Origin of the sequence: Acetivibrio clariflavus DSM 19732 (assembly GCF_000237085.1) — a bacterium.
In the GTDB taxonomy this organism is placed as follows: domain Bacteria; phylum Bacillota; class Clostridia; order Acetivibrionales; family Acetivibrionaceae; genus Acetivibrio; species Acetivibrio clariflavus.
The window spans coordinates 3617189-3641616 of sequence record NC_016627.1 but is presented as its reverse complement, the minus strand read 5'-3'; the positions used below and the strand labels follow the sequence as shown (position 1 = coordinate 3641616).

The window sequence follows — 24428 nt, the reverse complement described above, 5'->3', positions numbered from 1 at the left end:
AAATAAATAATTGAATAAATTTATAGGATTAAAAAACTCTATTGCCATATGGCGGTAGAGTTTTTTGTGCTTTTTATTTCCCATTATCCTGGATTGATAACAGTTGGTATAATCCTTTAAATATAAGTTAATAATACCTTTTGAGGTGTTTTTTATGTCAAAAAGAGTTGGAATACCCAGAGCTCTGTTTTATTATCATTATTTTTCTCTGTGGAAAACATTTTTTGAGGAACTGGGAGCAGAAGTTGTAGTTTCAGGGAATACGACAAAAAAAACAATGGACGAAGGTTCAAAGACTTGTGTCGATGAAGCTTGTCTTCCAATAAAGATATTTTTCGGACATGTTATTGAACTTAAGGATAAAGTAGATTTTTTGTTTATACCGAGGTTTACCAGTGTTTCTAAAGGAGAATACATCTGCCCGAAATTTGGTGGGCTTCCCGACATGATTAAAAATACCGTTGATAATTTGCCTGAAATTATCGATGTGGATGTTGATTTGTGGAAAAAGGGAAGTAATCCGCTTGTTTCAGCCTTTGAAGTGGGAAGCTATTTTACCCGGGAGAGAAGAATGATCATGAAAGCCTATCGCAAAGCCATGGAAAGTTTCAGGGAATTCAGGACTGAAGTAAAGAAAGGCATACTTCCTGAGGATATTTTGAGTAAAAAATTGAGATTGATAAAAAAAAGTGACGGTCCAAGGCTTAACATTGCTGTTATAGGCCATGGCTACAATGTGTATGATAGCTATGCAAACATGGATATGGTGAATAAATTGAAAAATAAAGGTGTAAATGTGTTAACCATAGATATGGTGGATAGCAGTGTAATAAAAGAGAAAGTGAAGACCTTATCAAAGAGGATGTTTTGGAATTACGGAACCAGAGCCATAGGCAGTGCTCTGCATTTTTTGGACAGAAAGGACATAGACGGGATTATTTATTTAATGAGTTTTGGATGTGGAATAGATTCTTTTGTAGCAGACCTGATTGAGAGAAGAGTGAGAAGGAAAAAAGATTTGCCCTTTATTGTTCTTACCATTGATGAACATTCGGGTGAAGCAGGAATGGATACAAGAATTGAAGCTTTTATAGACATGATAAGATGGAGGAGTAAAAGTGAAAGTAACATTTCCGCACATGGGTAATACATTTATAACGGCTAAGGCTTTACTGGATGATGTTGGACTGGAATATGTAATACCGCCGTATAACAATAAGAGAACTTTGGAGATTGGCACCAAGTATGCACCGGAAATGGCATGTATTCCTTTGAAAATTAATCTGGGCAATTATATAGAAGCCCGTGAGTTGGGGGCAGATACCATATTGATAACCGGAGGCCGGGGACCATGCAGATTTGGGTACTATTGTGAGATGAGCAGGGAAATACTTGCCGATACCGATTACAATATGGATGTGATTACTATTGATGGCCCCAACGGTGACATAAAAAAGTTTTTGGAAAAAATTAAGAAACTGGCCGGCGGCTTTAATATTTACAAGATTCTAAAAGTTATAAAAAATACTACAATTGTTGCCAAAAGAGTTGATGAGCTGGAAAAGCTGACTTTCAGAATACGACCCAGAGAACTGAAAAAAGGTGCTACCGACAGTATTTATAAAGATTTTTTAAATAAAGTAAAGGATGTAAAAGGATCAAAAGGCATTCTAAAACTTATAGAAGAGACAGAGAGAAAGCTTTTGGAGATTGAAACAGATAAGGATTTTGTTCCTTTGAAAGTCGGAATAGTAGGTGAAATTTATACAACCATTGATCCCTTTGCAAACTTTTATATAGAATCAAAACTTGGAAGTATGGGTATTGAAGTGGACAGGTATGTCACCATAAGTGGCTGGATCATTGAGCATATGCTTAAAAATATTCTGCCTGCAAAAAAGGATCTTGATTTCAGTGAGGCTGCCAAACCGTATTTAGGCAGAATGATTGGCGGACATGCCCAGGAAACCGTAGGAAACGCTGTTCTATATGCAAAAAAGGGCTATGACGGTGTTATTCAAATATATCCTCTGACCTGTATGCCGGAAATTGTTGCTCAAAGCATATTGCCCTCTATAGAAAGGGATTATGATATACCCATTCTTACTCTGATTATTGACGAAATGACCGGTGAAGCGGGTTATATGACTAGAATTGAAGCTTTTGTAGATTTGCTTAACAAGAGAAGGGAGAGATTGGAAAATGGGAAAAACATCGCTTTATCTTGGAGTTGACGTAGGTTCAGTAAGTACAAACTTAGTGCTTATAAATGATGAAAACGAGGTAGTTGAGAAGCTTTATTTAAGGACAAGCGGCCAGCCTATTAATGCTTTGCGAACAGGCATGAAAATGCTTTCGGAAAAATACGGGCGAAACACGGTAATAAGGGGAGTAGGTACAACGGGAAGTGGAAGACAGCTGGCCAGTGTTATTATCGGTGCTGATATAATAAAAAATGAAATTACCACTCATGCCGTCGCGGCTCAAATGCTTGTCCCCGATGTCAGAACCATTCTTGAAATTGGGGGACAGGATTCAAAGATTATAATACTTAAAAACGGAGTTGTATATGATTTTGGAATGAACACCGTTTGTGCAGCAGGAACCGGTTCTTTTTTGGACAGACAGGCGGCAAGACTTGAAATTCCAATTGAAGAATTCGGGTCTTATGCACTAAAGTCAAAGTCACCGGTAAGAATAGCCGGAAGATGTGCTGTTTTTGCCGAGTCGGATATGATTCATAAACAACAGACAGGACACAGTATTGAGGATATAATAAACGGTCTGTGTGAGGCTTTGGTAAGGAATTTTCTAAACAACCTTGCCAAAGGAAAGGATTTGGAAGACACCATTGTGTTCCAGGGTGGTGTGGCGGCTAATGTTGGAATTGTTGCTGCTTTTGAAAGAGCTATAGGTAAAAAGATAGTAATTCCCAAATACTACGATGTAATGGGTGCTTATGGTGCAGCATTAATTGCCAAGGAGAAAATGGAGAAGGGATCTCAACCTTCGAATTTCTATGGGTTTGAAGTGGCAGAAAATGAGTATAAAGCAAAAAGTATCGAATGTAATGACTGTTCAAACCTATGTGAAGTGATTGAGATTACTTCCAATGATGAGGCCCTTGCCCGTTGGGGCGATCGATGCGGTAAGTGGTCATCCGGCATTAAAAAGGAGAGTGTCGGATAGAACTATAGAGTTCAGATATATAAAAAAACCCGGTGAGAAGTATTTCACCGGGTTTTTGTCTAAATAAATGTCAGTATTCCAAATCGAAAATTCAAACAATAGTATTTTGTCAAGAAGAACTTTAATTGATTTGTAAATAATCTAAGTAAGCATCCCAAGTTCCGTTATCACTTGTTACAATGAGTTCTACTGTCTGATTTCCGGTACCATGGCTCACGTTTTGTATGGTGTACACTGCAGGGTAACTTCCGCCATAATAGAAGGTTCCTTTATACTGTCCGCCGATTCTTAAATCTACTCTGGCCATGTTTTGATTATTTGAGCAACCGCGAAGTGAGAAAGTACTGGTGCTCGATGTAAAGTTATGAGTAAACTTGACGGAATCATTGTTGGCATATAAAGCTACACCCGAGAACGGACTGCTGATATTACCTGTGTATTGGCCGCTCTTAATCATATTTTCACATTGTATAATAACAGGTCCGCTGTTATTGTTGCCAGGGTTATCAACAGGTTTATTATCAACAGGTTTGTCGTTATTGTTGTCGGCAGTACCGAATACGAAGGAGTCTATATTTACAGGTCCATTGAAGCACAGGTATAGATCTTTAACACCGGATGCACCGCTGACGGTAGTGGTTAATTCTTTGTAAGAATCCCATCCTCCGGTAGAAGTTACATTTAATGAACCTATAAGTGTACCTGTCGAGCTGCCCAATCTTAACTGGATGGTTGTGGTGGAGTTGCCGCCATAGGCAACACGAGCTTTGAAGGAAGCAGCACCTGAACCGAAGTTAACATTTTTAAATTCGAGGTAATTTCCGTTTTCAATGTATCCTACACCGCTTCCGCCATTGCCGGTTCCGATTATTTGCACTGTTGAGGAATTGGTGCTATTGTATTTTTCTGCTTCCAATGCAGTAAAGGCGCTTTGTTCTGCCGGAGCTGGACCTGGGTTGCCGTTGTTGCCGCCGTTGTTACCGCCGGTGTTACCGGAGCCTTGTCCGCCGATGGTAATGTTCATTTTTGTCATTTCAGCCCTACCGCTGCTCTGATAACCTTCAACAACCATGGAAACTTCATAGAGTTTACCCATTCTCATGCCTCTTGCTTCCCAAGCTTTAAAGTGTTCATGGACAGATATGGTACCGCTTGTACGTTTTACAGTACGAACACTCCAATACTGCTGGAAGGTTTTGTCGCCCTCAATGGAAGGTTGATTATATCTGGTGGTCTCATAAATTTCATATGTACCGCCATCTACATTAATGTAGCCTTTTGGACTATTGCTTCCTGGTGGCTTCCAGGTACCGTAGCTCTCAATGATGTAATATTCTACAAGCGGATTTTGGGTCCATCCGTATACCGAAAGGTATGAGTTTCCGTTTGGCTGATAATTACAAGCGTAATCAATTATTATGTTTCCGTATTGCTGATATGTTTGAGTCGATCCGAGTTTTTTACCGGTTCGGAATAAGATATTATTGATATTACTCCAGGAACAGGTAAAACTTCCGCCACCGGTGAGAGTCATTGTTCCATTACCGTAGTCTTTCCAGTATTCGTAGTCATAGCCGTCATAATTTCCGGTAGCATTTGATGTGAGCGTTATTGCTGCATTTACACTGGCAGGGAACAAACTTAGTACGAAGATTAAGCACACGACGGTTGAAAAAATTAGCTTTGATCTTTGTTTCATCGAACATTCTCCTTCCCTTTTTTAAGTTAGCTTTGTAGTTTGTTTTTATTTTTTGTTTAAGTTATGTCCCTCTATAGCAAATTGAAAATAACAATCTTTATTCCGATTATTGCAATATAAAAAATTGCAACATTCATAATCCCTTAAAAGAGGTTTGATTTAAGAGCATTAATGAACAAGCAGTCTTATGAAGTACATATTATAAGACAATATTCAGAAAAATAAATTTCATTTGATTATCTTTAGTGGAATTTACTGATTATGATTGCAATATATAAGAGAGGTATAGTTGATAAGAATAAAAATTTTAAATATTATAAAATTTATTTGGCTTAAACTTTGGCAATAACCCAGTTGATGACATAGAAAGTCGCAAAATTCCGTAAATGCTAGTAACGACCGGTTGAAACGTATAAAAAAATTAATAATTGTAAACTTTTAAAAGAATAATGTTAACAGCTAAAACATTGCAGATATGATGGGTAATTGTCTGTACGCATTTGAAATTTTATTTTGTCATTTTAGACGCTGAGCAAAAAATGTATCTATTAATATCGTAATACATGCATAGTGTCTTTGTCAATATTAAAGATATATATATGTTTTGATGCTAAAATTGGAAAACTAACTGATCTTTATATAAAAAATAAGTGTTCTAAATACTTTAAGAATTTCAGAAGTAATAAGGATTATTGCTGTTACTGATTGGCGGATTTGAAAATAACGGCCTAACCAGTAACAGCGTACTAAATGAAATCTTTAAGTTTCATAACATTTAATAGCGATTAATCGCAATTCAGCATAGAATCGTAGAAATTTGTGTAGTCGCTGCGATTTTCAGCTATGAAACTTATAGCAGTTCTGGGATGTTGATTAAACTGCCCGGTGATCATGTAAGGTATATCGAATCCCCAGCTTAATTCGCTTCTTAAAGCCGGGATATGTTTTTCTATACATTCCAAAATTGGTCTCAGATGATATTTGGGATTCTTCAAAAAGCCCAGAATCAATTCCATGGGACAGTTTCCGGCACCACGGCCAAGGCCTGCAATAGTTGCGTCGACATAACTTGTTCCAAGGATTATGGCTTCAATGGTATTTGCATAGGCTAGCTGCTGGTTGTTGTGGGCATGTATACCCAGTTTTTTGCCCGATTCCTGAGCATACCTGAGATATTTTGCAGTAAGATATTGGATATCCTCCGAGTAAAGGGAACCAAAACTGTCAACAATATAAATAACATCCACTTCGGTCTTTGACAGAATTTCCAAAGCTTCGTCCAAATCCCGTTCTCTTAGCTGCGATACAGCCATGATATTTATAGTGGTTTCATAGCCTTTGTCATGGGCATCTTTTATCATGTCAACGGCTGTAGGTATTTGATGTACATAAGTTGCTACTCTAATCATGTCAATTATGCTTTCGCTCTTTGGAGGTATATCCTCACGATAGTCGGTACGTTCAGCATCAGCCATGACAGAAAGTTTAAGAGGAGAATCATTGTCCCCTATTACTCTTCTTATATCTTCTTCATCACAGAACTTCCATATTCCGAATTCATCTTTTGAAGCTATTTTTTTTGAGGCCTTGTAACCAAGTTCCATGTAATCGACACCGGCATCAATACATGCTTTGTAAACAGCCTTAACAAAATCATCGCTGAATTTGAATTTGTTAATCAGGCCGCCGTCCCTGATGGTGCAGTCTAAAACTTTAACATCAGGCCTGTAGGTCATCCATGTCCCTTTTTTTGGAATTACTTTGTTTGTTGTTTCCGTTTGATTCATTTTAACCATCCTTTCAAATCCTATCAATGTTGCATATTACATTACTAAAGGCAGCAAAATATTAAGGTGGATTTTGCTATGCTTAAAAAAGCTTCAAAAGCTGAAATCTTTACAGGCACAGGAAAAAATAACCACCTAAAATTCTAATCCTTACGTAATGGAAATTAAGCCAATTACGAAGTACCAGAACATTTTGCAGTCCTTAAGTAATGTTTTAAATTGTGGGTCGGTATTGATGGAAACGGAGAACAAACATCATAAATGAATTGAATTGTTTGCATGCTTTTTTACCTCTACCGTTCCTACCATACTACCATTCTACATATCTTATTTTATCAAAAAATTTACAAAATGCAAAATAATTTTTGTTTTTTTTCTGGATACCTGGCTTAGTCCAATATAAAATAGAGTTGAAGACAGCAATAATACCAATAGAAAGTAAGGAGCTGACTGATACAAAATGAGACAATATTTTGTTGACCTCCATGTTCATATAGGAAGGTCTTCAAGCGGAAATGAAGTTAAAAGAGCTACTTCCGGAAATCTTACTTTTGAAAATATAGCTTATGACGCTTTTTATCGAAAAGGTATAAATGTAATTGGTGTTGTGGACGCAATATCGCCTTATGTTCTTGAAGATATCGAAGAACTTGTCGATAGGGGGGAATTGCGTGAGATAAAAAAGGGAGGAATGGAATACAGAGAGGGTCTGACTATACTGCTTGGCGCCGAAATAGAAACTCATGAAGATAAGGGGGGCAGTGCCCATTCTCTGTGCTTTTTTCCCACATTAAAGGAAATTAAAAATTTTTCCGGAGAAATGAGTAAGCATGTAAAAAACATGCAACTGTGTTCTTCTATAAGCAGACTTAGTGCCCAGGAACTGTTTGATATTGTAGACAGCCATGGCGGTATTCTGATACCTGCCCATGTTTTTACTCCCCATAAAAGCTTTTATGGGAATTGCTGTGACAGTTTACTGGAAGTCTTTAGCCATGACAGTTTTGAAAAAATTCCTGCCGTTGAATTGGGGCTTAGTGCAGATTCTATGATGGCAAGCCAGCTTAGTGAACTTGATGGAAAAGGATTTATCAGTAATTCCGATGCCCATTCCCTTATAAAAATGGGACGTGAGTACAATATTTTCAGAATGGAGGATACCAGCTATGAGGAAGTGCTGAAAGCCCTCAAGGGAGCTGACGGGAGAAAGATACAGGCAAACTATGGCTTAGATCCTAAGCTGGGGAAATACCATAGAACTTACTGCCTTGTTTGCGACAGAGTTGTTGAAGGTCAACCGCCTATACTAAAGTGCCCGGTTTCCGACAGGCATCGCGTTGTTGTGGGAGTGAGGGACAGGCTTGAGGTTATAAAAGACAGGGAAGAAGCTAAGATGGAAGGGCGGCCGCCGTACAATTATCAAATACCGCTGGACTTCCTCCCCGGGGTTGGCCCTAAAACCATAGACAAGCTTATAAAACATTTTGGCAGTGAGATGAAAATCCTGCATGAAACAACCTTTGATGAATTGACTAAAGTTGTTAAGGAAGATGTGGCAGAGAATATTATTATGGCGAGGAAGGGAATGCTCTACATAAAAGAAGGTGGGGGAGGAGTTTACGGGAAAATTGAGAAGTAAGGATGAGAGCTGTCTTAATGCGCTATGCAATTATTTCATAACAAGTAAAAAGAGTGCTGCCGACTATTTTAAAGCAAACATGGCAGCACTCTTTAAAAGCCACATTACTTATTGAACTATCCAACGGATTAATCCTAAGTCAAACGGATTTATCAGATCCGGATGATAAGGGATTACTCTAAAGGTATAACCGTATTCTCCGCCTTCAAACAATTTGATATTTGCCGAATAGATGTAAGTACCTTCATCGGTCTTTCCATCCAGATGCATATCAATTATTTCCGGACTTTCAATTAAATTATCTTTGCCTATTCCGCCATAATATATTTGCACTTTGACACTTGAAGGATCCAGACCGCCCAAATAAACGGTGGCACTTATTTTGATGTTTTCACCGGATGAAGAGTTCATCTCCTTCAATTGATTGGCTGTTTTATCAGCTAATATCTGCACCTGAGGCCAGAGTTTTTCCACATGTGTCTTCCAATTGGACAGATTTACAGAGAATTGATAGTTGCTGGCCAAGTCTTTGTCGACCCTGTCCATGGAAGTCAAATAGTATTTGGTGGTGTATTCCTGAACCATTCTATGGGTACTGAATAATGCTGCATTGGATTTTATCGACTCTTTCATAATTGCTACCCATTTTTCTGGAATTCCCTTTTCATTGCGATCAAAGAAAAGGGGTAGAATTTCTTTTTCAAGGGTATTGTAAATAGATTCGCTGTCAGCATTGTCCTGATAGTGTTCATTATCATAGAAAGTGTCATCGCCGATGCACCAACCGTTTTTGCCGTTGTAACCTTCACACCACCAGCCGTCCAGTACGCTGAAGTTTATAATACCGTTTATACAAACTTTCTGACCGCTTGTACCGCTGGCTTCAAGTGGTCTTCTGGGGTTGTTGAGCCAGATATCCACACCTTGTACCATATTTCTGGCAAGAGTCATATTATAATTTTCAACCAGGATGACTTTTCCCACAAATCCTTCCTGCTTTGCAATATCATTAATATGCTTGATAATTTCATGGGCCGGTCCGTCGGCAGGATGAGCTTTACCGGCAAAAATTATCTGCATGGGTTTTTCCGGGTCATTAAGCAATTTTTGAATTCTTGCTAAATTTCTAAATATCAGATTGGCTCTTTTATAGGTTGCAAACCTTCTTGCAAAGCCTATTGTAAGAGCGTTTGAGTCAAGCAATGTATCGACTTCCTTGATTCTTTCAATAGATTCGCCGTTTGCAGCCCGTTGCTGTTTTAGTTTTTCCCTTATATATCCAATCATTTTAGTCTTCAAAACACAGTGAGTTTTCCAAAGTTCCTCATCGGGAATTTTATCCACAGCTTCCCATACTTTCGGATCGTGTAAGTTTTCATGCCAATTTTGTTCAAAATACTTGTCATATAAGAACTTGATACTTGGAGATAACCAAGTAAGGGTATGGATACCGTTGGTAATGTGACCGATTGGAACTTCATCTTCAGGGATGCTGGGCCATACATTTTTGAATATGTTCCTCGATACTGCACCGTGAAGTTCACTAACTCCGTTTTTCTGGCCTGCAAGAGTCAATGCAAGAACAGTCATGTTAAAGTTCTGATGATCTCCAATCTTCAAGCCGAGATCAAGAAATTCATGGCGGTTTATTCCCAATGACGGCCAGTAATTGCCAAAGTAACGGTCTATCATTTCAAGAGGGAAAACGTCATTTCCTGCAGGGACCGGTGTATGGGTTGTAAATATCAATGAAGAGGAAACAACTTCTTTGGCATGGTTAAAGGGCAATTTTTTGTCCTGTACAAGTTTTCTTATCAATTCCAGGCCTAAAAATGCGGAGTGTCCTTCATTCATATGATATACAGTAGCTTTAATGTTTAAAGCATCAAGCACTCTTGCCCCGCCTATACCAAGGAAAATTTCCTGTTGTATTCTTGTTTCCTGGTTTCCGCCGTACAGTCTTGCAGTAAGCATCCTGTCATGGGGACTGTTTTGTTCAAAATCAGTGTCCATTAAGTATAAATTGACACGTCCAATCTGTACTTGCCAAACCCTTGCATACACAACTCTACCGGGAAGTTCCACGCTTATTACTGCCTGTTCTCCGTTCTGGTTAAGGGCGGGTTTTACCGGAAGATTGGAAATATTAAGGTCATTATATATGGTTTCCTGCCAACCTTCGCTGTTTATATGCTGACTGAAATACCCCTGTTTATAGAAGAGTCCAATGGCAGTAAAAGGTATTCCAAGATCGCTTGCCGATTTGCAATGGTCTCCGGAAAGAACACCTAAGCCGCCCGAATATATTGGCAGAACTTCATTAAGGCCATACTCGGCAGAGAAATATGCAATCATATGGTCTTTTTTGTCTGGATAATTTCTGGAAAACCAAGTATCCGTTTCTTGCATATATGAGTCAAATTTTTGTACAACTTTGGTATACCTTTCCATGTAATCGGGGTCATTTACTTTTGCTTCCAGTTTTTTCTGGCTTACTTCTTTCAAAAACCTTACAGGATTTTTTTCGACTTTTTCCCATAAAGCAAGGTCGATTTCCCTATATAAGTCAATTGCATCGGAATTCCAGGACCACCATAGATTATAGGCAATGTCCTTTAATCTTGACAATTCCTCTGGTATTACTGCTGTTACGTTTATTTTTCCAAATAAATACATAGGCACCCTCCATTTGATTATATGCTATATTTTATCCTTTTTTTAATAATAAATAACAAAATTATTTTATTACGTTGCTGCTGAAAAAATTGCTATATTTTTTATTTGCTCCAGACCCGATTACAAAAATTTGCGATACTTGATTTATAAGCACCTGTTAAAGGACTAAAAAGACTGTTCTATAAAAAATAACAAATCTCTTTAGTTCCTTTTTGGTAACGGAAAAAGGAGGTTAATATGTTTTTGTACAAACAGCTGTAACAATAACCAGATAAAAGTATTTCCCAACATTTTAATTGATATTGTATTTTACTAATTTTTATTATTAATATTTCATAATGCTAAAAATCAATAAACAGAATTTAAAAATTGTAAAAACATGGATAATTTTTGGATAAGATTACCTAGATTCTTATCAAAAATAATATCATAAAATTTATCTAATTGGTAGTAGTTTTTTTAAAATTTTATTATTTTTATATTTTTTTGTTTATTTTTTTCTGCCAAAATACATTTTATATCTAAGATTTTAAAGTATTTTATGGAAATTAAAAATTTAGTTTACTTAAAAATTTTATGAAAAAAATTATCGGCATAATTTATTATTATTTTTATAAATCGGTTTATATTCATGTTGAACCTGGAAGGTTTACCTTGTATAGGCTGAATCCGTTATGCTCGTCTTTTATCCTGCAGGATTTTCCTTTAGAAATTATGTAAATCAGCAGTATCATATCACCAATGGAACCGGCTGAGTTAATTAATACTGCCAATACCAGAAATGGCACGTAATCGGTAAAAAGGCCGGATGCAATAAAAAGTATTACAGGGATGCAGAATAAAGGAAATAACATGATTATGCTTATTTGGATAGGCGTAAACAAATTTCCTGAGATATCGGTAATGTATATGCTAAAATGCCTGTATCCAATCTTTAATTTTGCACCAAACATTTTATATGCGATAGCATGCATAGCTTCGTGTATGAACACAATTACTATTGGGATGGACAGTGAAATCAACATATTGTTCTTTACCAGTATGAAAAGCCTGTCCGGAGTAAAACCAAACAATATCAATCCTAAAGTGAAAATTAATATTGACAGAATGTTAAATATTAAAGAATTTTTTTTGTTTAGTTTAAATTCTGCAACTTTAACCATAGGCATATAATTCCTTTTCATTTGATTACAATACCTATAGTTGGCAAAAATAATGAAAATTATACGTTTTGTGAGGATTTTAATATAGTTTGTACAGGTTTTATGAGAGGAAGATACCGATTATTTGAGAGCTGTCAGTGAGATGAAAATATTACTATACTAAAATTAAGTATTTTGAAAAAAATAAGACTATGGTGAAAAGATTTGTTATTTATGGATTTGTAGGGTGGATAATAGAAATATTCTGGACTGGAATGCATTCTTTGATAACAGGTGATCTTACCCTGCAAGGATATACAAATCTCTGGATGTTTTTCATATATGGCTGTGCTGTGTTTCTAGAACCCATTCATGATATACTGAGTAATTGGAGGTGGATGATTAGAGGACTTTTGTGGGTTGTGATTATATGGGGTATAGAATATACAAGCGGTTTAATTTTATATAATCTGTTAGGCGTGTACCCCTGGTATTATACAGGTCCATTTGCAATTGACAACCTGGTGAGAATTGATTATGCACCTGCGTGGTTTGTAGCCGGTTTGCTGTTTGAACGATTGCATAATGCCTTGGATGCTATGGAAATAACTTGACAAACTTTTATTTTTTACTTATTTATATAGCTATGGTTGAGTTAGACCATAGCTAATTATTACTCTTTATTGAAAAAATTTAAAAAATAATATTGAAATTTAAAAAATTTCCAGCTATAATTGTCCTATACCCATACCGAGTATAGGAGGGACGATTATGGAAAGCAATGTTCCGGATATAGAGCAAATTGTGTCTAAAGAGGAGGTCCTTAAAAGATTAAGAAGAATTGAGGGACAAATAAAAGGGATACAAAAAATGATTGAAGAGGAGAAACAGTGTGCCGACATTCTTACCCAGGTGGCAGCTGCAAGAGCTGCAATAAACAAAGTTGGAAGTCTGATTCTTCAAAGATATTCGAAAACCTGTCTGCAAAATATTTTAAAGAAGGAAAGGGAAGAAGTGGTTATTGAAGAACTGCTTGATACAATTCAAAAATTCCTGAGATTTGTAGATTAATGTTTCCTTAGTTGTAATGTGGGTAGATATAAACTTAAGAACTTGCAATAATATTAATTATAACCTTTATGGCTGAAAGAACGGAGTGTTAATTTTTGAAACAACAGCTGTAAAGGGCACAAACAGTTTAAATATGATTTGTTTGTAATGTAAATATATATATTTGAACGGTTTAATGCAAATATAACAAGAGGAAAATAATAACTGGTTAGGAGGATTAATTATGGCAAGTGAAAAAGTAGTAATTATTAATAAGAATAATTTTGAAGAGGAAGTTCTGAAATCCGATAAGGCGGTTTTGGTAGACTTTTGGGCTCCATGGTGCGGTCCCTGCAGAGCTGTAGGACCAATAGTGGATGAGCTGGCGGATGAGTATGAAGGAAGAGCTAAAATATCAAAGTTAAATGTAGATGATGAAGGAGAACTGGCTGCAAAGTTTAGAGTGATGAGTATTCCTACAATTATGATATTTAAGAACGGTGAGGTGGTTGAAAAAGTTATCGGGGCAAGATCTAAATCCGAACTGATTTCTCTGTTAGACAAGCATATAGACTGATTATGTTTGTGATATCGGAAATCTGACCATTAAACATATTTGAAAAATGAAACTGCTTTCGGTTATAATAAAATAAAAAACCGTAATGCAGTTTTGTTTTGTTTAGACCTGTATGTTTTTTTTGAAAAAAGGAGGAATTTGATAAATAATATTGAATATATAAATTGAGAATTATAAGGTTGTCATTTTACAAACCTTAATAATTTTTTTATAAAAAAATAGGAGGAAACCAAAATGGCTGGAGAAAAAAGATTTGGAACGTCTCTTTTTGGTTTTAAGAAATCAGATGTTAATTCTTACATTGAAAAAATTCTTAGAGAATTTGATGATAAACTTAAGGATAAAGAAAATGAAATTGCAGAATTGAAAAATCAGTGCAGGGAATTTCGCATTAAATACGAAGATATTGCCAGAAAGACAGAACGGGCAAGTGAGGACAGGGCAAAAATTGCTGATGTTCTTATAAAAGCTCAGGAAAAAGCTGAAGCAATAATTGAGGAAGCAAAGAATCAATCTGTGGAAGAAAGAAAGAAACTTTCCGCTTTAACTGAAAAAGAAAGGGAAAAATTGGTAGATATTAAACAAGAAATTAAATCGCTAAAGCAGGATATTACAAGAGTTCTTAAAAAATATGAGGAAGAACTGGACAAGGTACTTGATGCTGCTGAGGAAATATCTGTTGCTTATGACAATAAAGATAACAATTTGGAAAAGAGCGCAGATGAAGAGGCTGTAGATATCATTTCTGAGTTTATCGAAGGATTTGCAAATAAGATTTCATCATCTGATGATATGTAAAAATGCTTAAATTTTTAAAACAAGTACCAGCCGTTCTTGTGGAAACCTTCTACAGTATCCTTAATTAATAAACCAATGCCTGTGTAATTATAAATAAATTAAAATTTAAATTGGTGTAAAATTTTGTGAGATATCTATAAAAATTAAAAATTATGTTGTATTGCAATATTTTATTTAGTATAATTATTGCTAATAATTCGGTATGAAAATCCATAACGCCATATTATGGCATTGGATTGAAATTAGAGGATAGCATTCCTTTACGTTATAAAATTCCAGTATTAATTTGAATTTTACCGGTTTAAAATTAATACTGAATTGAGAAACACCGCTTTGGTGTAAAGCAGGCTGATAGCGCAAATGCTTCTTCGTCCCTTCAGGGGATGAAGGAGTTTTTTATATATTTTTCTATTAATTATGTTATAGTTATTGTTATATAAGTATACCAAGTAAGTTATAAATATTATATTATAAATATATTATAGGTTATCGAGGAGGGGCTTTGGTTATGGAAGAAATTTTAGAGATTTTAGAAAAGAATAGCAGAGCGACATGTGAAGAAATAGCGGTTATGCTGAATAAAAGTGTTGAAGAAGTCAGGCAGGCAATAAAGAAATACGAAGATGAAGGTGTTATTTTAGGATATACATCAATGATAAACTGGGAAAAGACTTCAAAAGAAAGTGTAGTGGCATTAATAGAGGTAAAAGTTACTCCTCAGAGGGGACAGGGGTTTGATAAGGTTGCAGAACGTATATATAAATTCCCTGAGGTAAAGGCATGTTATTTGATGTCCGGAGGATTTGACTTGACCGTTATTGTTGAAGGAAAAACGATGAAAGAAGTGGCTTTGTTTGTTGCGGAAAAATTATCTCCTTTAGAGTCAGTGCTTAGCACATCCACTCATTTTGTATTGAAAAAATATAAGGATCATGGAGTGGTATTTGAAAAAGATTACAAGGACGACAGGGAGGCAGTTATATTATGAATATAAGGGATATGTTGGTTCCGGCAGTCCGGGATTTGCCTCCTTCGGGAATCAGGAAATTTTTTGATTTGGTAAATGAAATGAAAGATGCCATATCTTTGAGTATTGGAGAGCCGGATTTTGTTACGCCATGGCGTATAAGGGAGGCAGGTATATATTCACTGGAGAAGGGGCATACTCACTATTCTCCCAATTCAGGATTTATAGAACTTCGTGAGGAAATATGCCGGTATTTAAAGAGAAGATATAATTTGGATTACTGTCCCAAAACTCAGGTTATTGCCACGGTAGGCGGAAGTGAAGCTATTGACCTTGCTCTAAGAGCCCTTGTTGGGCCTGGAGATGAGGTAATACTTCCCGAACCTAGTTTTGTAGCTTACAAAGCTTGTATACGTTTGACAGGAGCTACACCGGTAATAGTTAATCTGAGAGCTGAAGACCAGTTCAAACTTACACCCGAGCTTTTGGAAGGGGCCATAACTCCAAAAACTAAAGTGCTTATTTTACCGTTTCCCAATAACCCTACCGGTGCAATAATGACAAAAGAAGACCTCGATAAGATTGTCGAGGTATTGAGAGATAAAGATATTATAGTACTTTCCGATGAAATATACTCGGAACTTACATATGAGAGTGAGCATGTCTCTATAGCAAGCTATCCTGAAATGAAGGATAAAACCATATATATAAACGGTTTTTCCAAGGCATATGCCATGACAGGATGGAGACTGGGGTATGCTTTAGGACATCCTGATTTAATTGCCGCAATGTATAAGATACACCAATACGCAATAATGTGTTCTCCTACAACTGCCCAGTATGCAGCTATAGAAGCATTGAAAAACGGCGATGAAGATGTTCAGGCTATGAGAAGAGAATATAACAGAAGAAGAAGAGTTGTGCTCGATGGAGTTAGAAATGCCGGGCTGGAATGTTTTGAACCTTTCGGTGCATTTTACATATTTCCGTCCATAAAATCTACCAATATGAGCTCCAATGAGTTCTGTGAGAATTTGCTGATGGAGGAAAAAGTGGCTGTTGTACCGGGAGTTGCCTTTGGTGATTGCGGTGAAGGTTTTGTAAGGGTTTGTTATTCAAATTCCATGGAAAATATAGTAGAGGCTTTAAAAAGGATAAAGAGGTTTGTGGAAAGACATAGGTGAGGAACAGAGAAATGTATAAAATGATAGCTATTGATCTTGATGGTACACTGTTAAATTCCAATAAGGAAATTTCGCAAGAGAATAAGAAATATATAAAATATGCTGTTGAAAAGGGAATAAAAGTCTTAATTTGCTCCGGTAGGATATATGCCGGGGCAAAAGTATTTGCCGAGCAGTTGGCTATAGAAGGACCGATGGTAGTTTGTAACGGTGCCATGATAAGAGATGTCAAAACCGATAAAGTGTATTATTCAAACATGCTTTCAAAGGAAGACTGTGTTAGGGTTGTAGACTTACTTAGCAAAGAGGGGATTTATTTTCATACCTATATTGATGATGTTATGTATGCTGAAAAGCTTGATTATGCTGCTTTGTATTATATGATAAAGAGTAAGGATTTAAGAAGTGATTTCCGTGTTGATGTAAAGGTGGTTGAATCGGTAAAGGATGTAATAATTAATAGCACTTACGAACCTGCCAAAATTGTTGTTATGTCGTCTGAATTGGAGGAGCTAAACAGAGTTAGAAGATATGTGGAGGATATCGATACTATTGAGGTGGTTAGCTCAAATTACGATAATTTTGAGATTTTGAACCGGGGTGTAAGCAAGGGTAAGGCTTTGGAAATTGTTTCCCAAGAGTTTAATATTGATCGTAAAGAGATTCTTGCCATTGGGGATAATGAGAATGACTGTTCAATGCTTGAGTATGCCGGATTTAGTGTAGCTATGGGAAATGCCGAAGATAAAGTGAAAAAAATTTGTGATTTTGTTGCACCTTCAAATGATGAAGACGGTGTGGCCTATGCCATAAAAAAATTCGTACTATAATTGATTATAGTACGAATTTTTTGGATTTATATAAAATTGTGCAGGATGACTAATAAATTGTAGCGCTACAGTTTATAGCTTGTAATTTATAAATCAAATTACAAGGAAAAATCTGTTCTGGTACTTAACTGAAGCTTCATATAGAGAACTATGAGATCATCCAGTTCCTGGCTGATAGCTAGGATTTCACAGCCATCACCGTGATCCATAACATTATGTAACTTTTCCCTAAGATTTTCAATTTTAGTCAAGGCATCGACCTCCACAAAAACTTTATTTGATTTTATAAAGCATGGCCACGCTTTTTATATATTTAAAACAAAAACTTGTATATTAGCAATTCTCTATGTTAAAATTAACTTAAAAATTATTCTAAAATATTTTTTAAAGAGCATTTCTATTACTTAATACTTTTATACATATTTTATAGCAACATTTTGTTGCTGTCAATAAAAAATACAAAAAATGTAATCAAAATGTTGCATTATTATCAATTTGCATGTAAAATAAACTAAAATTGATTTTTCGGGGTGGAAAAAATGTCTTTTGCGTCAATGCTTAAACAACTTAGAGAACAAAGTCGGTTATCCCAGAAAGATATAGCTGACTATTTAGGCATTACGCGCCAGGCAGTAGCTTCCTATGAACTTGCGAAAAGAGATCCTGATTATGAAATTCTCAAAAAGCTTGCCGATTATTTTGGAGTTTCCATTGATTATATCCTGGGAAGATCAAAATGCAGAGATGTAAATGCACTAACTGTGGGAAATAATATAGATTTGATAAGAGGTAATTTTACGTATCAAGAGTTGTCAAAGGATATCAGCGAGAAGGTAGGAGCATTAATATTTCCCGACATGTTGGAGAAATATGCAAAAGGAGAGAGAATGCCTTTTGTAGGTACTATTAAAATTCTTGCTAAATATGCACAGGTAAGAGATTCGTTTTTTTACCGTTATAATACCCCAGAAACCTATGAGAAAGAAAAAGAACTGTATCTTCGAGAGTTAAGCCAGCAAAAAGAGGCAGAAAAAGCTGAAGAGGCTTCAAATATATTGGATATGTTTGATGACGATATCAGAAGATGGATTGTCAAGGAAAGCAGTATTCCGTATATTAGATTGGCAAAAGAGATACAAGAGGCAGGACTTCCTGTGGAAGTACTAAAGCCGTTGGTGGAAAGCATAAAGAATAATAGCAAGACTTCCAATTAGAACATAAGTTTAATAATCTTATAAACATTATTTCCCGAATAAAAAATAAAGAAGGAAAGTAATAAAATAAAAATGGATTTTATTCTTTAATTAAAAAACTAAGGGATAAATATATGGGTAGACAGTTGCCTGTTATTGATATAAAATTATGAATAAAACTATTCAAGGAGTTGGTAAATTTGTTGGAATTGGAACAGTTAAAGTTGGAGATTGACGGATTTGAGGATGTTTTAAAGGAAATGGGGGCTTCTCTTTGACATCGCTAAAATAAGCAACGAAATCGAAGAGTTGGAACATAAAACATTGGAGCCGGATTTTTGGAATGATGTTGAGAATTCGCAAAAGATATTACAGAGAATTAAGACCTTGAAAGACAAGGTGGAAAGATATAATAAACTGACTCAGGAATGGGAAGATGTAAGAACCCTGTGCGAACTTGGAATGGAAGAAGAGGACGACAGTGTATTGTCCGAAGTTGAGGAGAGCTTTAAAAAGTTTAAAAAGGATTTTGAAACATTGAGATTGGAAACTTTACTGACAGGTCCCTATGACAAGAACAATGCTATATTGACGCTTCATGCTGGAGCGGGAGGGACTGAAGCACAGGATTGGGTTCAAATGTTACTTAGAATGTTTACCCGCTGGGCTGAGAAAAAAGGTTTTACAGTTAAAATTTTAGACATTCTTGATGGAGAAGAGGCCGGAATTAAAAGTGTTACTATTAATGTCATAGGTGAGAATGCCTATGGATATTTGAAGTCTGAAAAGGGAATACACAGACTTGTGCGCATTTCACCCTTTGATGCTTCGGGAAGGAGGCATACATCATTTGCTTCCTGCGATGTAATGCCGGAACTGAGCGATGATATTGAAATAAATATAAATCCGGAAGATTTAAAAATAGATACCTACCGTGCCAGCGGTGCAGGAGGTCAGCATATCAATAAAACAGAATCGGCAGTGAGAATTACACATATTCCCACTGGTATAGTTGTATCATGCCAAACCGAGCGGTCTCAATTTCAGAACAAGGATACCGCTATGAAGATGTTGAAAGCAAAGCTTCTCGAACTTAAGGAACGGGAGAAAAAGGAGAAGATAGAAGAATTGAAAGGTGTCCAGATGGAGATTGCCTGGGGAAGCCAAATAAGGTCTTATGTATTTTGCCCTTATACATTGGTCAAAGACCATAGGACGAATTATGAGCAAATAAACGTGGATGATGTTATGGATGGAGACTTGGATGGCTTTATAAACTCATATTTGATACATTGCAATTCAGCTTCCTGAACAAGTATTGAATAAGTTATTCTTTTGTTATAAAATGAGAAAGAGTAAAAAGCCACTTGCCGATAATGCAAGTGGCTTTTTGATGTGCTTCTGTTTTAAAGTAGCGATAGAATTAGATGTTATTTCTGTACAAGAATTCCCGAGAAGTATGGATCTTTTGAAAGAAAGACCAATTCTTTGTCGTAGTACATATATATTACTTCTTTTAACATATTATCGGTTTGAGAAGTTACTGTCACATCGAAGGAAAAGTTGTCAAGCTTGGCAGGCTGAAAACTTTCAACTTTCGAAGTTGGATCCATTAAGTAATAATGCTCTTCAATTTTTTCTTTCAACTCAGTACTTGAAATGTACTCTAATATTTTTACAGAGTCAGTTACTGGGTCAATTTCCAGATAAAAATGCCCGGATTGGCCGTCAAATTCTGCGTATATAGGGATAATGCGTTTTTCATAAAAATATTTGTTTCCGTTTTCGTTTGAATAGCTGTAGTTTTTAGGCAGATTGATTTGAACATCTGTTAAGTATTGATTGTCAAGGAAGGTTTTGCATATTTCCTTAACACTCTGGATATCCAGTTTTCTTACAAAGTCAATGGTATATCCTTTTTTTGATGGAGTGCAGAGTATGTAATAAGTTTTGATTTCCGGAGAAGAATAAGAGGTTTCTGAGTATTTTACAGTTATGGTCATATCATAACTGTTTATCGATAGGTCATGTATGTATTTATCTTTCAATAAATCCATCATCTTTTCTTTAGCTGATTTTTCAATATCGCTGGTCAGAACTCTTGATACTACTTGAATTGCCTTGTGATTATAGTCGAAATATATTCTGTATGCTCCGGATCTGGGGGTGTTGCTTACATAAACAAGAACATCTTTTTCGGATTCCAGATTTTTTGCAAAGCTTATAGTAGTAGGGTCACCGAAAACTTTTTTGAGAGAGTTTTCAATAAATACTATTTTTTCATTTTTTTCTTCGACAGCAGCAATATTAATTTGATCATCTTCTTTTTCTTCAATTTGAAAGCTTTTGGTCATGAATTCCAAAATATAATTAAGATCTCTGTCTGCCAAAACGCCGTCTTGGAATAAATATTCACTGGCGGAAATAAACAGGGAATTAATCTTGTTGTTTTTTACAAGGTCAATGGAATAACACATTTTGTACCGGTCACCGTCATCAATATAGTTGACCAGCTTGTATATTATTGTCACATCATTATTGGTTACAATACTGCTGTTTAACAATTTATAAGTCTTATTGGTATATGGTGTTATATAGTTTTTGAAATACTTTCCAAGGCTGGAATCGTAGCCTGTCAAGTATCGCAGCAGTTCTGTGGCAGTAAGTTTTGCAGTGTATTCCGATTCATTTATAATAATGCTTAAAGGACCTGAGAAATTGGGATTGGTAATTTCAATAAGGTCATAGTTAATATCCTGGGAACTGTCTTGAATACTCCAATTATCAGGATAAAATATGGAATATCCATTACGCTCGTTAAAAAACTTGACAAAAGATATGGTTCTGTTTATTTCTTTTTGGCTTTGCTGTGTTGTAAATTCAAAGGAAGCTACTATTTTTCGAAACTCGGTTAAGACATCTTCCGAAGGTTTTGACATCAGACTCTTTAGCTGTATTGTATATACCCGAATTCCATTGGATATATAATAATTGGTTATAAATTCTTTGGTGTAGTTATTTTCAAGTTCATATTCAAATACAGTGAAACTGTTGCCGTTAATATTTTCATCCTTTATGTTTTTAACGAAAATTTTGCTGCCGTAGTAAGATTTGAGAAAATTGATTTTATTCATAATTTTGTCGGGAGTTCCCACTAAGTGCTCTACGGTAACGGAAAAGGATGTGGTGTGGTTTATTTTAAAGCTGCGATAGCTGTGATTGTCAATGAAGTTATTTTGTAAATAGGGAATATAGTGGGAAGGATACTTAATATTGTAAAAGTTTAATGTATCCTCTAAAAGCTTATATTCTTTTTCATGGGCAGCAGGATTTGGATAAATTCCTCTGTTGGAAGCCTCTATTGAATCACGGTCATAGAGTACTTCGGGAATTTTTTCCTGATTTTCAAGATTGTCGATGGTGAGACCTTCAATTATTTGCATTATATTGCTGATATTACGGCTGTCAAGAGTACCTTTCGGCATTGAGAAACTCAGTGAGTAAATAGTTTCGTTTTCATAGGAAGGTATTGTTATGATTAAATTGGTATCTTCCGTGTTTATAAACTTGTTTGAACTTATAGTATTAAACAAAATGATGTTTGAATTCTGTCCATATAACTTTTCCGAATAATCCCGGATAATTTTTATATTGGATTCACTTAAGAGTTTGTCTGAGTTTCCAAAAAGAAACTCATTTTTGTAAGATTCCATGAGGGATCTGAAATAGCTTTGCTTATATTCAATTATCCTGTCAAATATGTAATTATCCGGTGAATCATAATCGGACAATAAAAATCTCATATTTTTGATAGTGGTTTTTGTTACCGGGTCACAAATTATTGAAGCTGAGAAGGTATTGTCTTCATTTACGATGGAAATAGAACTGACATCAAAATTGTCATAGGATTCATCCAGGGAAAGATAAAGATTCTCCGGAATTTTTAGGGTATAATAATATTTACTGTTAGCAAAAGATTCGATTTTGCTGTCTTTAGGGAAGAAATAAAGCAAATTGGCTTTTTTGTCATATTTTATGTTAACGTTGTAAAACTCTGATATAAAAGTAAAGGGAAGGTATACTGTTTGGTTGATAAGTTCAGGAAAATTGTGGGATATGGACGAGGCATCCACTATAGTGTAATCATAAGTTTTTATATCGTAATGTAAGGTGGAATCTGCTGTTTTTATAGTCAGTTCTTTTTTGGACATATCAATCTTACAGCTGGTACCGATAACAGCAGTGAGTTCCTTTGCATTGACAAAGTATTCATTACCTCTGACGATTATTTCCTGACTTAAATTGATAAACTTATTGTTATAAAATAATTTCAATTGATTTCCGGCATATACATTGATTGAAAATAGCACACATAACAGCAAAATAAGTGCTAATATAATGATTTTTTTCATTGAACACCGACCTCAATATGTAAAATATACTTCTATAATAATTTTTTTTTGTTTGTGATGCAGCTTATTTTGAATCTGCAATTTTTTCCGAATCTGCTTTTAGGTAGATTTTAATTTAAACAATAGATGCAAAAGATGCATATAACGTAATAATATCAGAAGAAAAAGCAGCATACAATAATTTTAAACGTATTGTAAAATAAGTGAAATACATGGGTAAAATGTGTTGTGTCTTTTATATACATTACAATACAATAATATACAATGTTGACATATTAATATTTTTCTATACAAAAAATTATATAGTATTGAGTTGTATACATAAAGTTTTGCTGAATACTGTATATAAGCTTCCGATTGTGGTATTATTAAAAAAGCATAAGACTTGGATTTGCGGGAGGTTTCTGCAATGAATGTTGGAATAATAGGTGCAGGAAGGCTGGGCAGCGCTTTTGCTGTTGCTTTGAATAAAATAGGAGCTTGTGTTGGCGGTATTTACAGCAGAAGTGAGGAATCGAGCAGATTACTTTGCCGGAAAGTCGGAATTGAGACGGAAAACAGTATGGAGGCTGCTGTTAGAAATTCTGACGCAATCCTTTTGGCAGTATCTGATAATCATATAGGCAATGTTGCTGCTGAAATTGCGTCTTGCATAAATAAAAAGTATATTGAAGGGAAAATTTTTCTGCATTTAAGCGGTGCTCTGACTTCGGAAATATTAAAACCTTTAGAGGATTTGGGTGCCTTTACCGGTTCTTTTCACCCAATACAGACTTTTGCTGACAGGGATAACGGCTGGAAAAAGCTTTTTAATTGTTTTTTTGGGTTTGAAGGATGCATTGAAGCAAAAAAATATGCTGAAGCAATAGTGGAAAAACTTGAAGGAAAACTTATATTAATTGAAAAAGAACAAAAAAATTTATATCATGCTGCTGCATGTATTATATCCAATTATACGGTTACCCTTTTTCATATTATGCATCAATTACTTGTAAAGGCCGGTATGGATGAAAATACAGCAGCTGATGCTTTCTTGCCGCTATTGAAAAACACTGTGGATAATATTGAAAAGTTAGGATATATAAATGCCCTGACAGGACCTATTTCCCGGGGTGACCATAAGGTTATTGAAAAACATATCGATTCTCTGCTAAAGGAAATTCCGGAGTATGAAGCAATATACAGGATGCTGGGGAAATATACCCTTGATGTGGCAGATAAAAGAGGCAGTATTTCCAACGAAGATAAGAAAAAATTAATTGAATTACTGGAAACATAGAATCTG

Annotated in this window: 20 protein-coding genes; 14 read left to right on the top strand and 6 right to left on the bottom strand. The window is 35.6% G+C overall.

Annotation, left to right across the window (positions count from 1 at the left end; genetic code table 11):
* Window positions 1–154: 154 nt before the first annotated feature.
* The 3 genes from CLOCL_RS15220 to CLOCL_RS15210 are packed head-to-tail and all read left to right on the top strand — an operon-like array spanning window position 155 to window position 3189.
* On the top strand, window positions 155–1147 hold the full coding sequence (locus CLOCL_RS15220; protein WP_014256176.1) for an acyl-CoA dehydratase activase-related protein: 993 nt from the start codon (window positions 155–157) through the stop codon (window positions 1145–1147).
* Window positions 1119–2234 carry an acyl-CoA dehydratase activase-related protein gene (locus CLOCL_RS15215; protein WP_014256175.1) on the top strand — a complete coding sequence of 372 codons (1116 nt, stop codon included), beginning with the start codon at window positions 1119–1121 and terminating at the stop codon, window positions 2232–2234. Before CLOCL_RS15220 ends, CLOCL_RS15215 begins: the two co-directional genes overlap by 29 nt.
* A complete protein-coding gene (locus tag CLOCL_RS15210; RefSeq protein ID WP_014256174.1) occupies window positions 2203–3189 on the top strand; it encodes an acyl-CoA dehydratase activase in 987 nt (328 codons plus the stop codon). The genes CLOCL_RS15215 and CLOCL_RS15210 overlap by 32 nt, the downstream gene beginning before the upstream one ends.
* A 121-nt stretch (window positions 3190–3310) precedes the next feature.
* Here the strand turns inward: CLOCL_RS15210 and CLOCL_RS15205 are convergent, their stop codons facing one another.
* Both CLOCL_RS15205 and CLOCL_RS15200 read right to left on the bottom strand, forming a co-directional pair.
* Window positions 3311–4888, bottom strand: a complete 1578-nt coding sequence (locus CLOCL_RS15205) for a glycoside hydrolase family 11 protein (RefSeq protein WP_014256173.1) — start codon at window positions 4886–4888, stop codon at window positions 3311–3313.
* Window positions 4889–5673: 785 nt separating this feature from the next.
* Window positions 5674–6684, bottom strand: coding sequence for an aldolase catalytic domain-containing protein (locus CLOCL_RS15200; RefSeq protein WP_014256172.1), 1011 nt, complete (start codon window positions 6682–6684; stop codon window positions 5674–5676).
* 451 nt (window positions 6685–7135) lie between these two features.
* On the opposite strand from CLOCL_RS15200, the gene CLOCL_RS15195 reads away from it, so the two are divergent.
* Window positions 7136–8314 carry an endonuclease Q family protein gene (locus CLOCL_RS15195; protein WP_014256171.1) on the top strand — a complete coding sequence of 393 codons (1179 nt, stop codon included), beginning with the start codon at window positions 7136–7138 and terminating at the stop codon, window positions 8312–8314.
* Window positions 8315–8422: 108 nt separating this feature from the next.
* Here the strand turns inward: CLOCL_RS15195 and glgP are convergent, their stop codons facing one another.
* Entirely contained in the window at window positions 8423–10990 is a 2568-nt protein-coding gene (glgP, locus tag CLOCL_RS15190; protein WP_014256170.1) for an alpha-glucan family phosphorylase, read from the bottom strand.
* A 629-nt stretch (window positions 10991–11619) separates the two neighbouring features.
* The gene (locus CLOCL_RS15185) at window positions 11620–12159 is read right to left on the bottom strand and encodes a DUF3267 domain-containing protein (RefSeq protein ID WP_014256169.1); all 540 of its coding nucleotides are present in this window, start codon (window positions 12157–12159) and stop codon (window positions 11620–11622) included.
* Window positions 12160–12344: 185 nt separating this feature from the next.
* Between CLOCL_RS15185 and CLOCL_RS15180 the strand changes: the two genes are divergently transcribed.
* The 7 genes from CLOCL_RS15180 to CLOCL_RS15150 all read left to right on the top strand — a co-directional run bounded on the left by CLOCL_RS15180 (window position 12345) and on the right by CLOCL_RS15150 (window position 17538).
* Entirely contained in the window at window positions 12345–12746 is a 402-nt protein-coding gene (locus tag CLOCL_RS15180; RefSeq protein WP_014256168.1) for a putative ABC transporter permease, read from the top strand.
* Window positions 12747–12903: 157 nt separating this feature from the next.
* Window positions 12904–13203 carry a metal-sensitive transcriptional regulator gene (locus tag CLOCL_RS15175; RefSeq protein ID WP_014256167.1) on the top strand — a complete coding sequence of 100 codons (300 nt, stop codon included), beginning with the start codon at window positions 12904–12906 and terminating at the stop codon, window positions 13201–13203.
* A 223-nt stretch (window positions 13204–13426) separates the two neighbouring features.
* A complete protein-coding gene (gene trxA / locus CLOCL_RS15170; RefSeq protein WP_014256166.1) occupies window positions 13427–13759 on the top strand; it encodes a thioredoxin in 333 nt (110 codons plus the stop codon).
* 234 nt (window positions 13760–13993) lie between these two features.
* Window positions 13994–14557, top strand: coding sequence for a membrane protein (locus CLOCL_RS15165; RefSeq protein ID WP_014256165.1), 564 nt, complete (start codon window positions 13994–13996; stop codon window positions 14555–14557).
* Window positions 14558–15065: 508 nt separating this feature from the next.
* Window positions 15066–15545, top strand: coding sequence for an Lrp/AsnC family transcriptional regulator (locus CLOCL_RS15160; protein ID WP_014256164.1), 480 nt, complete (start codon window positions 15066–15068; stop codon window positions 15543–15545).
* Window positions 15542–16708: an aminotransferase class I/II-fold pyridoxal phosphate-dependent enzyme gene (locus tag CLOCL_RS15155; protein WP_014256163.1), complete on the top strand. Its 1167-nt coding sequence runs from the start codon at window positions 15542–15544 to the stop codon at window positions 16706–16708. Before CLOCL_RS15160 ends, CLOCL_RS15155 begins: the two co-directional genes overlap by 4 nt.
* Before the next feature lie 11 nt (window positions 16709–16719).
* Window positions 16720–17538, top strand: a complete 819-nt coding sequence (locus CLOCL_RS15150) for a Cof-type HAD-IIB family hydrolase (RefSeq protein ID WP_014256162.1) — start codon at window positions 16720–16722, stop codon at window positions 17536–17538.
* 98 nt (window positions 17539–17636) lie between these two features.
* Here CLOCL_RS15150 and CLOCL_RS15145 read toward each other — a convergent pair whose 3' ends face one another.
* Entirely contained in the window at window positions 17637–17789 is a 153-nt protein-coding gene (locus CLOCL_RS15145; protein ID WP_014256161.1) for an aspartyl-phosphate phosphatase Spo0E family protein, read from the bottom strand.
* A 288-nt stretch (window positions 17790–18077) separates the two neighbouring features.
* On the opposite strand from CLOCL_RS15145, the gene CLOCL_RS15140 reads away from it, so the two are divergent.
* Both CLOCL_RS15140 and prfB read left to right on the top strand, forming a co-directional pair.
* Window positions 18078–18752 carry a helix-turn-helix domain-containing protein gene (locus CLOCL_RS15140; protein WP_014256160.1) on the top strand — a complete coding sequence of 225 codons (675 nt, stop codon included), beginning with the start codon at window positions 18078–18080 and terminating at the stop codon, window positions 18750–18752.
* 179 nt (window positions 18753–18931) lie between these two features.
* Window positions 18932–20042 (top strand): peptide chain release factor 2 gene (prfB, locus tag CLOCL_RS15135; RefSeq protein WP_174269788.1). Its coding sequence is split into 2 segments (ribosomal slippage): window positions 18932–19006 and window positions 19008–20042, totalling 1110 coding nucleotides; the frame shifts between segments, so codons are not numbered across the junction.
* Between the two features lie 119 nt (window positions 20043–20161).
* On the opposite strand, the gene CLOCL_RS15130 is transcribed toward prfB, so the two are convergent.
* Window positions 20162–23143, bottom strand: a complete 2982-nt coding sequence (locus tag CLOCL_RS15130) for a stalk domain-containing protein (protein ID WP_014256158.1) — start codon at window positions 23141–23143, stop codon at window positions 20162–20164.
* Between the two features lie 385 nt (window positions 23144–23528).
* Here CLOCL_RS15130 and CLOCL_RS15125 point away from each other — a divergent pair, with 385 nt between their 5' ends.
* The gene (locus tag CLOCL_RS15125) at window positions 23529–24422 is read left to right on the top strand and encodes a Rossmann-like and DUF2520 domain-containing protein (protein WP_338029020.1); all 894 of its coding nucleotides are present in this window, start codon (window positions 23529–23531) and stop codon (window positions 24420–24422) included.
* The last annotated feature ends 6 nt before the right edge of the window (window positions 24423–24428 follow it).

Excerpts from the sequence above, each read along its gene's own strand:
- CLOCL_RS15220 (WP_014256176.1), top strand. The coding sequence starts at position 155 with ATGTCAAAAAGAGTTGGAATACCCAGAGCTCTGTTTTATTATCATTAT.
- CLOCL_RS15210 (WP_014256174.1), top strand. The coding sequence starts at position 2,203 with ATGGGAAAAACATCGCTTTATCTTGGAGTTGACGTAGGTTCAGTAAGT.
- CLOCL_RS15205 (WP_014256173.1), bottom strand. The coding sequence starts at position 4,888 with ATGAAACAAAGATCAAAGCTAATTTTTTCAACCGTCGTGTGCTTAATC.
- CLOCL_RS15200 (WP_014256172.1), bottom strand. The coding sequence starts at position 6,684 with ATGGTTAAAATGAATCAAACGGAAACAACAAACAAAGTAATTCCAAAA.
- CLOCL_RS15195 (WP_014256171.1), top strand. The coding sequence starts at position 7,136 with ATGAGACAATATTTTGTTGACCTCCATGTTCATATAGGAAGGTCTTCA.
- glgP (WP_014256170.1), bottom strand. The coding sequence starts at position 10,990 with ATGTATTTATTTGGAAAAATAAACGTAACAGCAGTAATACCAGAGGAA.
- CLOCL_RS15185 (WP_014256169.1), bottom strand. The coding sequence starts at position 12,159 with ATGCCTATGGTTAAAGTTGCAGAATTTAAACTAAACAAAAAAAATTCT.
- CLOCL_RS15180 (WP_014256168.1), top strand. The coding sequence starts at position 12,345 with ATGGTGAAAAGATTTGTTATTTATGGATTTGTAGGGTGGATAATAGAA.
- CLOCL_RS15175 (WP_014256167.1), top strand. The coding sequence starts at position 12,904 with ATGGAAAGCAATGTTCCGGATATAGAGCAAATTGTGTCTAAAGAGGAG.
- trxA (WP_014256166.1), top strand. The coding sequence starts at position 13,427 with ATGGCAAGTGAAAAAGTAGTAATTATTAATAAGAATAATTTTGAAGAG.
- CLOCL_RS15165 (WP_014256165.1), top strand. The coding sequence starts at position 13,994 with ATGGCTGGAGAAAAAAGATTTGGAACGTCTCTTTTTGGTTTTAAGAAA.
- CLOCL_RS15160 (WP_014256164.1), top strand. The coding sequence starts at position 15,066 with ATGGAAGAAATTTTAGAGATTTTAGAAAAGAATAGCAGAGCGACATGT.
- CLOCL_RS15155 (WP_014256163.1), top strand. The coding sequence starts at position 15,542 with ATGAATATAAGGGATATGTTGGTTCCGGCAGTCCGGGATTTGCCTCCT.
- CLOCL_RS15150 (WP_014256162.1), top strand. The coding sequence starts at position 16,720 with ATGTATAAAATGATAGCTATTGATCTTGATGGTACACTGTTAAATTCC.
- CLOCL_RS15140 (WP_014256160.1), top strand. The coding sequence starts at position 18,078 with ATGTCTTTTGCGTCAATGCTTAAACAACTTAGAGAACAAAGTCGGTTA.
- CLOCL_RS15130 (WP_014256158.1), bottom strand. The coding sequence starts at position 23,143 with ATGAAAAAAATCATTATATTAGCACTTATTTTGCTGTTATGTGTGCTA.